At 73.7% G+C, this 13,403-nt stretch carries 11 protein-coding genes; 7 read left to right on the top strand and 4 right to left on the bottom strand.

What is annotated here, in order from left to right:
* The 3 genes from ACRWND_RS28890 to ACRWND_RS28900 all read right to left on the bottom strand — a co-directional run.
* The coding region (locus tag ACRWND_RS28890; RefSeq protein ID WP_431954588.1) for an IPT/TIG domain-containing protein at positions 1–540 on the bottom strand (540 nt) is incomplete at its 3' end.
* Positions 541–706: 166 nt separating this feature from the next.
* Positions 707–1,450 (bottom strand): IPT/TIG domain-containing protein, encoded by a 744-nt coding sequence (locus tag ACRWND_RS28895; RefSeq protein ID WP_431954590.1) that lies wholly within the window; start codon positions 1,448–1,450, stop codon positions 707–709.
* A gap of 485 nt (positions 1,451–1,935) precedes the next feature.
* Positions 1,936–3,069, bottom strand: a complete 1,134-nt coding sequence (locus ACRWND_RS28900) for an MGDG synthase family glycosyltransferase (protein WP_431954592.1) — start codon at positions 3,067–3,069, stop codon at positions 1,936–1,938.
* Positions 3,070–3,392: 323 nt separating this feature from the next.
* Here ACRWND_RS28900 and ACRWND_RS28905 point away from each other — a divergent pair, with 323 nt between their 5' ends.
* The 6 genes from ACRWND_RS28905 to ACRWND_RS28930 all read left to right on the top strand — a co-directional run bounded on the left by ACRWND_RS28905 (position 3,393) and on the right by ACRWND_RS28930 (position 9,133).
* Entirely contained in the window at positions 3,393–4,226 is an 834-nt protein-coding gene (locus ACRWND_RS28905) for an SDR family NAD(P)-dependent oxidoreductase (RefSeq protein WP_431954594.1), read from the top strand.
* Between the two features lie 4 nt (positions 4,227–4,230).
* Positions 4,231–5,169 (top strand): DMT family transporter, encoded by a 939-nt coding sequence (locus tag ACRWND_RS28910; RefSeq protein WP_431954596.1) that lies wholly within the window; start codon positions 4,231–4,233, stop codon positions 5,167–5,169.
* Positions 5,166–5,924: a polysaccharide deacetylase family protein gene (locus ACRWND_RS28915; protein ID WP_431954598.1), complete on the top strand. Its 759-nt coding sequence runs from the start codon at positions 5,166–5,168 to the stop codon at positions 5,922–5,924. The genes ACRWND_RS28910 and ACRWND_RS28915 overlap by 4 nt, the downstream gene beginning before the upstream one ends.
* A gap of 180 nt (positions 5,925–6,104) precedes the next feature.
* A complete protein-coding gene (asnB, locus tag ACRWND_RS28920; protein ID WP_431954600.1) occupies positions 6,105–7,949 on the top strand; it encodes an asparagine synthase (glutamine-hydrolyzing) in 1,845 nt (614 codons plus the stop codon).
* Positions 7,950–7,999: 50 nt separating this feature from the next.
* Positions 8,000–8,428, top strand: coding sequence for a MarR family winged helix-turn-helix transcriptional regulator (locus ACRWND_RS28925; RefSeq protein ID WP_431954602.1), 429 nt, complete (start codon positions 8,000–8,002; stop codon positions 8,426–8,428).
* 141 nt (positions 8,429–8,569) lie between these two features.
* The gene (locus tag ACRWND_RS28930) at positions 8,570–9,133 is read left to right on the top strand and encodes a TetR/AcrR family transcriptional regulator (protein WP_431954604.1); all 564 of its coding nucleotides are present in this window, start codon (positions 8,570–8,572) and stop codon (positions 9,131–9,133) included.
* 45 nt (positions 9,134–9,178) lie between these two features.
* Here ACRWND_RS28930 and ACRWND_RS28935 read toward each other — a convergent pair whose 3' ends face one another.
* Positions 9,179–11,977, bottom strand: coding sequence for an AAA family ATPase (locus tag ACRWND_RS28935; RefSeq protein WP_431954606.1), 2,799 nt, complete (start codon positions 11,975–11,977; stop codon positions 9,179–9,181).
* A gap of 240 nt (positions 11,978–12,217) precedes the next feature.
* Here ACRWND_RS28935 and ACRWND_RS28940 point away from each other — a divergent pair.
* On the top strand, positions 12,218–13,403 hold a 1,186-nt coding region (locus ACRWND_RS28940; RefSeq protein WP_431954608.1), incomplete at its 3' end, for an epoxide hydrolase family protein.

A 13,403-nucleotide genomic window follows, 5' to 3' on the forward strand; every position in this document is an offset into this window, starting at 1 on the left:
GTAGGTGAAGGTGATGCCGTTGCTGGTGCCGCCGGGTGTGGTGACGGTGACCGGGACGGTGCCCGCGCCGGCGGGGGCGACCGCGGTGATCTGGTTCGGTGAGACCACGGTGAACGAGGTCGCCGGTGTGGCACCGAACCTGACCGCTGTGGCGCCGCCGAGGCCCGTGCCGGTGAGGGTGACGGTGGTGCCGCCGGTGCTCGGGCCCTGGCTCGGCGAGAGGGCGAAAAGCGACGGCTGCGTCGTGTAGGTGTAGGTGACGGCGTTGCTGGTGCCGCTGGGCGTGAGGACGGTGACGCCGACGGTGCCTGTGCCGGCGGGGGCGAACGCGGTGATCTGGGTCGCCGAGTTGACGGTGTACCCCAGAGCGTTGGTGGCGCCGAACCTGACCGCGGTGGCTCCGGTGAGGTTGCTGCCGGTCAGAACGACGGTGTTGCTGCCCGCCTGAGGCCCGGCGCTGGGGACGGCCGAGGTGAGGACGGGTGTGGCGGCCACGGCGGTCGGCTGTGCCGCTACCGCCGGGGGTGCTGTGTCTTTCACGGGATCTCCGTACGTGTCGGACCGGCCCGAAGGCCGGTCGTTGTCCTTGCGCGGGGCCCGCACGAGCCGGCGTGTCCCGTCCCGTCCGGTCGACGTCCGGTCGACGCGGCGGTCCGGGCCGGCTCGTGGGGCGTCCGGGCGCTAACCCGGGGATGCTGAGACGGGATCAGATGCCAGGACCGGCGACGTAGGTGAACCCGCCCACCGCGGTGGCGCTTCCTCCGTCGGTGGTCACGATGACGTCGACGGCGCCGACGGCGCCGGGAGGAGTGACCGCCGAGACCGTGCTGCTGTTGATCACCGTGAAGGGCGCCGGATTGCCGTCGAAGGTGACCGAGGAGGTGCTGGTGAGCTCGGTGCCGGTGAGGGTGACCACGGTGCCGCCGGTGGTCGGGCCCTGGTTGGGCACGACGGTCAGCAGCGTGGGGGTGTCGAAGTAGGTGTACGAGAGCCCGTTGTTGGTGCCGCCGGCGGTGGTGACGCTGACGCTGACCGAGCCGGGCGCAACGCCTGCCGGCACGACGACCGTGATCTGCCCGTCGGACACGATGGTCGGCACGGCGGCGTTGCCGCCGAACGAGACGCTGCTCGCGGTGGACAGGCCGATGCCGTTGATGGTGACGACGTCTCCGCCCGCGAGCGGCCCACTGGTCGGACTGAGAGTCTGCTTGAACGGCGCCCCGACGTAGAAGAAGGAGAGCGGATTGCTCGTTCCGCCCGGCGTGGTGACGGTGACATCGACCACCCCGTTCCCGGCGGGGGAGATGACGGTGACACTCGTGGGCGTGTTGCCGGTGATGGTCGCGTTGCGCGTGCCGAAGCGTACGGCGGAGGCGTTCGAGAGGTTGACGCCGGTGATGGTGACCACGGTGCCGCCGCCACTGGACCCCTGATTCGGGCTGATGGGCATGTCGGATTCCTTTCGCTCGGAATGCGTTGCATCGCCGAGCAGTGCTGTGGGCTTTCGGTTCGCACACGAACCTGGTGGTGCGAGTCAGCTCTCGTGTCCACTGGCCGGGTGGTGAGCCGACGGCCCTCGCATGCGCGATCGCTCGAGCGCTGGGGCCTGTCGGGGAGAACGGCCTGTCCGGTGTCGTACGCCTGAGACAGGGACTCGCCCACGTCCGTCTGCACAATCGAATGCCGCTGGTACGGACACTCGAAGTAATCCAGAAGGGTGATTGAACGACAAGGATTCCGTCTGGAAATCGTCCGTTCAGGTGAGCGCCAGGGCGTGAAAGGCGGCGCGAGATCGGCGTATTTACGATTTACGATGGGATTCTTATATGCCGATCGATCGAAGAGGCCGTCAGCGAGCGCTGTGAGCCGGTGCGTCGGGCTCCGGCCGCCCCTCGCGGAGGTCGCCCAGGAGTCCGGCCGCCCGCGGTGTCGAGGTCAGACCGCGACCCGATCCGGCGAGCACGCCTCCATCAGATGCGCCGCGGTGTCCGGGGCGAAGAGCGCGGCCGCGGCGGGGGAGGGGGCACGGCGGGAGCGGCGGGGCCGGGTGAGGCCGTCCAGGACGTCGATCAGCGTCCACGGGTCGGGGGCGAAGCGGGTCAGCCCGAGCGCGGCCATCTGGTGCGCTCCTGCCTTTCCGTGGCCCGGGATGGGGCGGTAGCCGACGACGGGCAGTCCCATGGCCAGCGCCTCGAGAGCGGTCTGCCCGGCGGCGTTGTCCACCAGGGCGTCCGCCGCGCTCATCAGTCCGGGCATGTCCCGTTCCCAGCCCAGCGCGAGCGTCCCGGGGACCCGGGAGAGCCGGGCGCGCAACCGCTGGTTCCGACCGCACAGCGCCACGGGCAGGAAACCGGCCCGTGCCAGCAGGAACGCCGTGTCCGCCAGGTGCGAGCCGGCTCCCCAGGCGCCCGCGGAGAGCAGCACGGCCGGCCGGTCCGGCGCCCGGGTTCGGAACACCCGGTGCCAGCGCCCGTCGTCCGGGGCCGGCGCCAGGAAGCGGGACGCCACCAGGGGGCCGGTCGCCTCGGCCGGGCGTCCGGTGGCCTCGCGCACCCGTCGGGCGGCGTCCTGCGTGAGGCAGCAGTACAGGTCGTTGCCGGGGTGCAGCCACTGGCTGTGCACGTCGAAGTCCGTGACCACGACAGCGCTGCGCACCGGCAGTGTTCCACGCGCCCGCATCCCGCCGGTGAGCTGCGCCGCCAGATGGAACACCGGGACGACCAGCCCCGGCCGCTCGCGCCGGACGAGTTCCGCCAGCCCGCGCTCGGCGAGCGCGGCGAGTCCGCCGGGGCCGGGCGTGCGGCGCGCGCCGCCCGGGCGCAGGAACGCCGCGTAGATGCCCGCGTAGAGCAGCGGGGCGTGCAGGACGGTCGTGCGGTAGAAACCGCGCAGCGCCGAGCCGACGTGGGCCGGAAGGAGATCGAGGACGTCGGCCCGGTGGGTCTGCCCGCCGAGGGCGGTGAGCCGTGCGACGAGTTCGCCGGCGACCGCGTCATGGCCGGCGCCCATGGCGGCGCTGAGCACGAGGAAACGCCGGGGCGCGCGGGCCGTTCGGCCGGTGTCCGTCACCGCCGCACCCCGTTCCGCCGCGGCGGGACGGGCAGGGCTGCTGCGAGCACATCCGGCACGTGATCACCTCGTACACCAGGGGCGGACTACTCGGGTCTAACCGATTTGGCCCGCCTTGAAACGAACCGTCCGCATGCTGTCCCCACGCGTCCGCACCCCGTTCGGGCCGCTTCCGGGCGTCCCGCGCCGCCCTCGGGGGCGGGTCGCCCGCAGAGCCGGTCCGGCGATCGGGCGGTTTACTGAGACCGGAGGGGGACGAGCCCCGGGAGCCGCACCGGCCATCCCGGGCGGCAGCTGCGGCGGCAGGGACAGAAAGCGATGCCATGACCTCTCACCCTCCCCAAGCGGTCTCCGGCGGCAAGGCGGTACACGGCGAGCCCGTGCGCGGCCCCGCGGACCCGGCCGGCGGACCGGCACCGGTCGCGCTGGTCACCGGCGCGTCCTCGGGCATCGGCGCCGCGATCGCCGACCGGCTCGCCGCCGACGGATGGCGGTTGCTGGTCAGCGGACGCGACCCGGAACGCCTGCGGGCCGTCGCGGAGCGCACCTCCGGGACCGCGCTCCCGGCCGACCTGGGGGACCTCGAGGGCGCCGGCGGCCTGATGCGCGACGCCGCGCTCGTGACGGGCGGCCGGGTCGACCTGCTGGTCGCCGGGGCGGGCGTCGGCTGGGCGGGCCCCTTCGCCTCGACACCGCACGGCGTCATCGAACGGATCTTCATGGTGGACGTCGTCTCGGCGATGGAACTGGTGCGCCGGGTGCTGCCGGACATGCTGGCCCGGCGCAGCGGCCACATCGTGCTGATCGGCTCCTTCGCGGGCAGTGTCGGCGTCCGTGAGGAGGCCGTCTACTCCGCGGCCAAGGCGGCGCTGGGAACCTTCGCCGACTCGCTCCGCTACGAGCTGGCGGGCAGCGGGGTGCGGCTCACCCACGTGGTCCCCGGCGTCGTCGACACGCCGTTCTTCGCGACGCGCGGCGTGGCCTACACCCGCTCCCGGCCCCGCCCGCTGCCGGTCGAGCGGGTCGCCAAGGTCGTGACGGACGCGATCCGCCGCGGACGGGACGAGGTGTACGTGCCCCGCTGGCTGCGCATCCCGGTCGCCGTGCGCGGCGTCATGCCGTGGGTCTACCGGCGCCTCGCGGGCAAGTACGGATGACGCGGTGGCCGTACTGACCGTCGTCCTGGCGCTGCTGGCGGCCCTCGCCAACGGCGCGGCCTCGGCGCTGCAGCGGCGCGCGGCCCTGCAGCAGGAGGAGCAGGAGGGGGACGTCCACGGTGTACGCGGGCGGCTGCTGCGCCTGCTGACGCTCGTCCGGCGCCCGTTCTGGGTGGCCGGGATGTCGGCGCTCGCCGTCTCCGGGATCCTGCAGGCCAGTGCCCTGGCGGTGGGGCAACTGTCCGTGGTGCAGCCGCTGATGGCCACCGAGCTGCTGTTCACCCTGATGGCCGGAAGCCTCGCGTTCTCCCGGCGGCCCGACGCCGGCACCTGGGTGTGGTTCCTCGCGCTGGCCGGCGGACTGGCCCTGTTCCTCGGCGCGGCGACCCCGTCCGGCGGCCTGGCGGAGGCTGTTCCGGGAGGCTGGCTGCGGGCCGGTGTGCCGCTCGCGCTGCTGGTGCTCGTGCTGTGGCTGGTCGGACGGGCGCTGAAGGACGGCGCGCGGGCCTGCGTCCTGGGCTGCGCCACGGCCGCCTGCTTCGCCTGCACCGCGGCCCTGATCAAGGACGTCACGGGGCGTTTCCCGGACGGCCTGTCCCGGGTGTTCGCCTCCTGGCAGCTGTACGCGCTGGGCGCCGTCGGGCTGCTCAGCGTACTGGTGCTCCAGGTCACCCTGCGGGCCGGCAGCCTCGCGGCGTCGCAGCCGGCGATGACCATCGGCGACGCGGTGGTCAGCGTGGCGCTGGGCTGGGTGCTCTTCGAGGAGCGGATCGAGCTCGGGGCGCACATCGTGCCCGAGGCGGCCGGCGTCGCCCTGATGGCCGTCGGCGCCGTCGGGCTGTCGCGCTCTCCCGCCGTGGCCGGCGGCTGGGACGTGCCGCGGGGGCACCGCCGCGGCACGTCCGACGACCGGCCCCGAACCGTCCGCGGGGGGCCGGGATGAGGGGCGGCCGCGAGCTCCGGCGGGCCGCGCTCGCGGGCGGCGTCCTGGCGGCCGGCCACGTCGTCCCGGCCGCGACCTGGCTCCCGGGCCTGCGCCGCCGGGCCTTCCCCGCCCTGGCCGGCCTCGGGCGGCCCGACCATGTGGCCCTCACCTTCGACGACGGGCCCGACCCGGTCTCCACCCCGCGCTTCCTGGACGCCCTGGACGAACTCGGCGTCCGGGCCACCTTCTTCGTCCTGGGCGCACAAGTGGAGGCGCACCCCCGGATCGTGCGCGATGCCGTCCGGCGCGGCCACGAGATCGCCGTCCACGGTTGGACGCATGACCGCCCCTGGCTGCCCGAGCCCGCGCGCGAGCGGGCCGGCCTGGCCCGTGCCGTACGGGTGGTCCGCGACACCTGCGGCGTCGCGCCGCTCTGGTACCGCCCCCCGTACGGCATCCTCACCGGCGGCCGCTGGGCGGCGGCGGGCTACGCCGGCCTCACGCCGGTGCTGTGGAGCGCCTGGGGCCGCGACTGGACCTCCCGCGCCACCGCGGAGTCGGTGCTGGAGACGCTGCGGCCCGATCTGCGCGCGGGCGCCACCGTCCTGCTCCACGACAGCGACCACGCCGGCGCCGCGGGGTGCTGGCGCGCGACCCTCGCGGCGCTGCCCGCCCTCACCGCCGTGTGCCGGGACGCCGGCCTGAGGGTCGGCACCCTGGCGGAGCACGGGATCGGCCCGGGCCGATCCCGTACTCCGTCGCGGTCCGTTTGACGGTCGGACGGACCCGATGGAGACTCGAAAGATAGGTGCTCGATACATGTCACGCAGCGTGGCAATCGCGCCGCGGATCCTGCTGGAGCCGACCCGAGCCGACCCCCGAGCCGACCCGACCCGACCCGGTCCGTGACGCGGCGGAAGACGGTCGGGCACAGCCGGAACCGGAGGCATGGCATGTGCGGAATCGCCGGATGGATCTCGTTCCGCAGGGACCTGGGGAACGAGCGGGCCGCAGTCGACGCGATGACCGAGACGATGGCCTGCCGCGGGCCGGACGACCGCGGCACCTGGGTGGACGGGCCGGCGGCGCTGGGACACCGCAGGCTCGCCATCATCGACCTGGCGGGCGGCCGGCAGCCGATGAGCGCCGAGGCGCCCGAGGGCGGCACGGTCGCGATGGTGTACTCGGGCGAGGTCTACAACTTCACCGAACTGCGCGAGGAACTGACCGCGCGCGGCCACCGTTTCACCACCACCTCGGACACCGAAGTGGTGCTGCGCGGTTACCTGGAATGGGGGGAGGCCGTCGCCGAACGACTCAACGGCATGTACGCCTTCGCCCTCTGGGACAGCCGCGAGCAGAAGCTGGTGATGATCCGCGACCGGATGGGGATCAAGCCGTTCTACTACTTCCCGACCGACGACGGCGTGCTGTTCGGGTCCGAGCCCAAGGCCATCCTGGCCAATCCGCTCGTCTCCCGCCGGGTCACGCTGGACGGGCTGAGGGAGCTCTTCGCCTTCGTCAAGACACCCGGTCACGCGATCTGGGACGGCATGCGCGAGGTCGAGCCCGGCACGGTGGTCACCGTCGGGCGCGGCGGCATCCGTACCCACGTCTACTGGTCGCTGCGGACCGAGCCGCACACCGACGACAAGGAGACGACGATCGCCCGGGTACGGGAGCTGCTCGAGGACATCGTGCGCCGCCAGCTCGTCGCCGACGTGCCGCTGTGCACCCTGCTCTCCGGCGGTCTGGACTCCTCGGCGATGACGGCGCTCGCGGCGCGGCAGCTCGGTGAACAGGGCGAGAAGGTGCGCAGCTTCGCGGTCGACTTCGCCGGCCAGACCGAGCACTTCGTCCCCGACGCCGTACGCGCGACACCCGACACCCCGTTCGTGCACGACGTCGCCGAGCTCTGCGGAACCGAGCACCGGGACATCGTCCTCGACTCCCGCGAGCTCGCCGACCCCGAGGTGCGGGCCCGGGTGATCGGCGCCCGTGACATCCCGGCCGGGTTCGGCGACTTGGACTCCTCGCTCTACCTGCTGTTCAAAGCCATCCGGCAGCAATCCACCGTCGCCCTCTCGGGCGAGTCCGCGGACGAGGTCTTCGGCGGCTACCGCCAGTTCTTCGACGAGGACGCGCGCCGGGCCGACACCTTCCCCTGGCTGGTGCGGTTCACGGGCTCGTTCGGCGACGAGGGCAGTTTCCTCGCCGAGACTGTGGCCAAGGCCCTGGACCTGCCGGGCTACGTCCGCGACAGCTACCGCGACGCGGTCGCCGGCGTCGACCGCCTCGACGGCGAGAGTGACTTCGAGTACCGGATGCGGGTCATCAGCCACCTCCACCTCACCCGCTTCGTGCGCGTCCTCCTCGACCGCAAGGACAGGGCGAGCATGGCCAACGGGCTGGAGGTCAGGGTCCCGTTCTGCGACCACCGCCTGGTCCAGTACGTCTACAACGCCCCCTGGTCGCTGAAGTCCTTCGACGGCCGGGAGAAGAGCCTGCTGCGTGAGGCCACCGCCGACCTGCTGCCCCCGTCGGTCTACGACCGGGTCAAGAGCCCCTACCCCTCCACCCAGGACCCGAAGTACCTCCTCGCGCTCCAGGAGAACGCCAGGAACCTGCTGGCCAAGCCCGCACATCCGGTGTTCGACCTGGTCAGCCGGTCGTGGCTGGAGGACGCGGTCAGGCCCGGCGCATCGGACGGCGCCCGTACCGCCCGATTCGGCCTGGAACGCGTCCTCGACCTGGCGCTGTGGACGGACCTGTACGCGCCCACCCTCGAACTCGCCTGACCCGGCGCAGGGGCGCCGGAGCACGAGGGAGCGGATCCGGAGGGAGAGCGATGCCGGAGGTCGGCGAGGACGACGCCCTGGAGTTCGTGGTGGCCCTGCACCGCCTGGTCCGGCTGCTGCGCCGGGCGCGCCCCGAACCGGGCATGCGGCCGACGCAGCTCATCGTCCTCGCCGCGCTGCACCAGTACGGCCCCTCGCGCGTCGGCGCCCTCGCCGAACTGGCCGCGTGCACCCAGCCCACGGTCACCGCGGCGGTGCGGCAGCTGGAGGCGGCGCGGCTGGTCCGCCGCGAGCCCGACCCGGCCGACGGACGCGCCACCCGGGTGGCCCTGACCGCGCAGGGCAGGTCGGAACTCGTCAGGACGGCCCGCGCCGAGGCCGAAGCACTCGTCCTGCGCCTCGCCACCCTGCCTCCCGAGGACGTGCGCAGGGTCCTCGAGACGGGGCGGCTGCTGAGGCACCTCACCGACGGCGACTGACACCCCGGCACCACGGGCCGGGACACGGCCGGCCGACGACCGCAGGTGAGGGCCCGGCGACCTGGAGTACGCTCCCCGCGAACGCGCCCTCGCGGCGGGCGGGCCCCGCCGCTGCCCACGACGCGACGGGGAGGAGGCACCGTGACCGGTACGGACGCCCGCCGGCGCGCCGACGCGCTCCGCAACCGGGAGCACATCCTGCGGGTGGCCCAGGACGCCTTCGCCGAATCAGGGACGGCCTCGCTCAACACCATCGCCAAACGGGCCGGCGTGGGCGCGGGCACGCTCTACCGGCACTTCCCGACCCGCGAGGACCTCGTTCTGGCCGTCTACCGGCACGATGTCCAGCGTCTGGCCGACTCCGTGGGCGACATGCTGGCCGTGTACCCCCCGATGGAGGCGTTCCGCGCCTGGTTCGCGGCGCTCGCGGACTGCGTTCGCGGCCGGGAGGGGCTGGGTGAGGCCCTGCAGGGCGCGGCGGCCCGGGAGTCAGCCGTCCACGAGGCATGTGTCCCCGTGGTCGGCGCCGTCGGCACGCTGTTGCGTGCCTGCGAGGCGGAGGGCAGTGTCCGTGCGGGGCTGGCCCCGTTGGACGTGCTGCTGTTGATGGGTTTCCTCTGGCGTGTCGGCGGCGACGCCCCCGGCCGGGCCCGCGGCGACCGTGTCACCGACCTCGTGGTCGACGGCCTGCGTCCGGCACGGTGAGCGCGGGGCGGCCCGGAGCCGGACGGGCGGACGCGCCCGCGGTGCTCAGACCTCGTCCGGCGTGTCCTCGGGGAACCGCACCGTGCGCAACTGCCGCCGTCCGGAGATCCCGAGCTTGGCGAAGACGTTGCCGAGGTGCCACTCCACCGTGCGCGGGCTGATGAACAACTTGGCGCCGATCTCGCAGTTGGTGTGCCCCTCCCGGGCGAGGGCCGCGATCTGGGCCTCCTGGCCGGTCAGCCGGTCCGCGGTGGCGGGCGTCCTCTTGCGTACGGTCTCCCCTGTCGCCAGCAGTTCGCGCCGGGCGCGCCCGGCGAAGCCGTCCGCCCTGATCGCGTTGAACGCCTCATGGGCGGCGCGCAGTCGGGCGCGCGCCTCCTGCCGGCGGTTGCGGCGGCGCAGCCACTCGCCGTACAGCAGGCGGGCGCGGGCCAGATGGACGGCGACGCGGCAGCGGCCGAGGCGGTCGACGGCCTCCCGGTAGAGCGCGTCGGCGGCGTCGTCGCCGCTCAGCAGCGCGCGGGCACAGGCCTCTACGCCCAGCGCCCACTGGGTGCCGCACGCGCGGGTGCGTTCGGTGAGCCGTTCCAGCGCGGTGGCGGCCGCCTCCGGCCGGCCGCCGCGGGCAGCCGCCTCGACTAGCTCGAACAGCGTCCACCCCAGGAAGCCCAGGTCCTCGTACCGGCACGCGCGCGCCGCCGCCTCCAGCGCGGCGTCGTAGCGGCCGAGTCCGTTGTAGAGCACGGCGGTCGCGTACTCGGCGAGGCTGAGAGCGCGTCCTTCGCCGCGGTCGCCCACCTCCCGGATGTGGTGCTCGATCAGCTCCAGGGCCCGGGACTCCTGCCCCCGCCAGGCGGCGAGCAGCAGCGGGGTGTACATCATCGGCGCGCTGCCGGTGGCCTGCGAGATCGCGGTCGCCTCGTCGATCAGGGCCTGCGCGGTGCCGAACTCTCCGGCGTGCACGTGGAAGCAGGCCTCGTAGCTGAGCGCCATCGGGAGGGCGGCCAGCGCGCCCCCCGCCCGGGCGACGCGCACCGCGCCGGACGCCAGTTCGTGCCATGCGTCGTCGTCCCAGAGCTCCAGTGCGAGGGGCTCGGGCGTCACCGGGCAGGCCAGCCACAACCAGAGCCGGTCGTCGTCCGCGCCGGGGGCGCCGGAGCGCAGTTCCCCGCGGACGCGGCCGAGCGCGTCCCTGAGGGCGTCCACGCTCGCAGTGAAGCCGTCGAGGACCAGAGCGGCCACGCTGTCCAGGAGCACGTCGACCGTCCGCGCTACGGGGGGCGCGGGTACCGCGCGGGCCTCCTGCGCCACCTCGCGCAGCCCCGGCCCCGCGCTGAGTCCGCCGGCGAAGACCGCTGCTCCGACCGCCTCCAGGAGGGTCTCGCGGGCGAGGGCGGTGTCGAGCGGCGCCATCCGGTGCGCCGCGTCGAGCAGGAGCAGCGGCGCGACGTTGCCGCGCACCTGCGCGAATTCCAGGCGGGCCCGCAGCCGCTCCAGCCGGGCCCGCTCGAGCTCGCCGAGCGGGCCGGCCTCGGCGGTCGCCAGCAGGGCGCGGGCCCGGTCCACCCCGCCGGCGTCGATCGCGGCCTGGGCGGCAGCCACCGCGCGGCCGGCGCGCCGCGCGGGATCGGGGGTGAGCTCGGCCGCCTGGCGCAGGAACGCGGCAGCGGCGGCGGCGCCGCCCCGGCCCTGCGCCCGGCACGCCGAACGTTCCAGATCGGCGGCGACGCCCTCGTCGGGCCGCGTGGCGGCGTGGGCGCGGTGCCATGCCCGGCGGTCGGGATCCAGGCCGGGGTCGGTGGCCTCGGCCAGCGCGTGGTGCGCCGCCCGGCGCTCCGGCGCCGAGCTCCGCTGGTAGACGGCCGAGCGTGCCAGGGGATGGGGAAAGCGCACCGTTGCGCCGAACGCGACCAGGTCCGAGGCCTCCGCCGCGGCAGCGGCCTCGGCGGGTATCCCCTGTGCCGCGGCGGCCCGCCACAGCAGTTCCGCGTCGCCGGTCGGCTCGGCCGCCGCGGTCACCAGCAGCCTGCGGCTCTCCCGCGGCAGCGACAGGAACCGCTGGTGGAAGGCACTCTCCACATGGCCTGCTGCCGGACGCCGGCCGGGGAGCCAGAAGCCGCCCGCGAGCTCGGACGGGGTGAGGGTGCTCGGCAGATGCAGCAGGACCATGGGGTTGCCGTGGGCCTCGGCGACGATCCGGTCCCGCACCGGCGGGTCGAGCGGCACGCGGACCGCCGAGTCCAGCAGGGCGCGCGCGTCGGGCTCGTTGAGGCCCTCGACGGCCAGCGCGGGAAGTCCGGCCAGACCCAGGTCGCCGTCGGGCTCGCGTACGGCCAGGACCAGAGCCACCGGTTCGGCCATCAGCCGTCTGGCGACGAAAGCCAGCACCTGCCGGGATCCGGCGTCGAGCCACTGCGCGTCGTCGACGAAACAGGCCAGCGGCCGTTCCTCCGCCGCGCCCGCCAGCAGGCTCAGTGCGGCCAGAGCCACCAGGAACCGGTTGGGCGCCGCGCCCTCGCGCAGCCCGAACGCGACGGCGAGCGCGTCCCGCTGCGGTCCGGGGAGCCCGTCGAGCCGGTCCAGCAGGGGCGAGCACAGCTGGTGGAGACTGGCGAACGGCAGCTCCATCTCCGCCTCGACGCCCGCGATGGCCGCGGTGCGGAAACCGGTGGCCCGGGCCGCCGCGTGGTCGAGGAGCGCGGTCTTGCCGATCCCCGGCTCGCCGCGGACGACCAGCACCGCGCTGCTGCCGGACCGCGCCGTCGAGAGCACGCGTTCCAGCGCGGCCAGCTCCCGTTCCCGGCCTCGCAGCCCGAGCCGTGCGTCGATGGCGGGCACGCCCATGGTCGATCTTCCTGATCACCTGTGTGACGTGGCCATTTTATTCCTTTCGCGCCTTATGGGTGAGTGAGCGGTTGGGGGTGAGGCCGTCGTGCGTCGAGGGCGTCCGCCGTGTCCCGGGGTGCGGACCCGGGGTGTCCCGGGACGATCCCCGGGGTTCTCCCTGGGGCGATGCCCGCCCGCTTCGGGCGATTTTGGGGGAGCCGGCGACGCAGGGTCGCCGCACACGACGAGGAGACACAGATGTCCTTGACTCCGCAGAACACGGAGATCCGTCCGTTCACGTTCGAATTCTCCGACGCGGAACTCGCTGACCTGCGCGCACGCATCGAGGCGACGCGCTTCCCCGAGAAGGAGACCGTCGGCGACCAGTCGCAGGGCACCCAGCTCGCCACCATCAAGGAGCTCGCCCGCTACTGGGCGGAGGAGTACGACTGGTGCAAGGTCGAGGCGAGGCTCAAGGCGCTGCCGCACTACATCACCGAGATCGACGGGTTGGACATCCACTTCATCCACGTGCGGTCGAAGCACGAGGACGCGCTGCCGGTGATCGTGACGCACGGCTGGCCGGGCTCGGTCATCGAGCAGCTGAAGATCGTGGAGCCGCTCACCGACCCCACGGCCCACGGTGGTGACGCCTCCGACGCCTTCCACGTGGTGATCCCCTCGATGCCGGGCTACGGCTTCTCCGGCAAGCCCACGGCGAAGGGCTGGGGCCCGGAACGCATAGCCGCCGCCTGGGGCGAGCTGATGAAGCGCCTGGGCTACACGCGGTACGTCGCCCAGGGCGGCGACTGGGGCGCGGTCGTCACGGACCTCATGGGCGTGCAGGAGCCCGAGGGTCTGGTCGGAATCCACACCAACATGCCCAAGGTGATCCCGCCCGCCATCGAGGAGGCGATCGTGGCCGGCAACCCGCTGCCGTCCGACGTCGTCCTCGCCAACGACGAGGAGAAGGCCGCGGTCGAGCAGCTCGACTTCGTGTACCGGCACGTGTACTACGCGTACATCATGGGCTCGCGCCCGCAGTCGCTGACGGCCCTCGCGGACTCCCCGGTGGGTCTGGCGGCGTTCATGCTCGACCACGACAAGGCCAGCCTGGAGCTGATCACCCGCTCCTTCGACGGCGTGAGCGAGGGCCTGTCCCGCGACGACGTCCTGGACAACATCACCTTGTTCTGGCTGACGAACACCGCGATCTCCGCGGCGCGCCTGTACGGGGAGAACACCTCCCCGTTCTTCGGCGCCAAGGGCGTCAAGCTGCCCGTCGCGGTCAGCGTCTTCCCTGACGAGCTGTACCAGGCGCCCAGGAGCTGGGCCGAGCAGGCCTACCCGAACCTCGTCCACTACAACCGGCTTCCCAAGGGCGGGCACTTCGCCGCCTGGGAGCAGCCGGAGCTGTTCGTCGGCGAGGTGCGGGCGGGCTTCC

The sequence above is a fragment of the Actinacidiphila sp. bgisy167 genome (genome assembly GCF_965342175.1).
GTDB lineage: Bacteria > Actinomycetota > Actinomycetes > Streptomycetales > Streptomycetaceae > Actinacidiphila.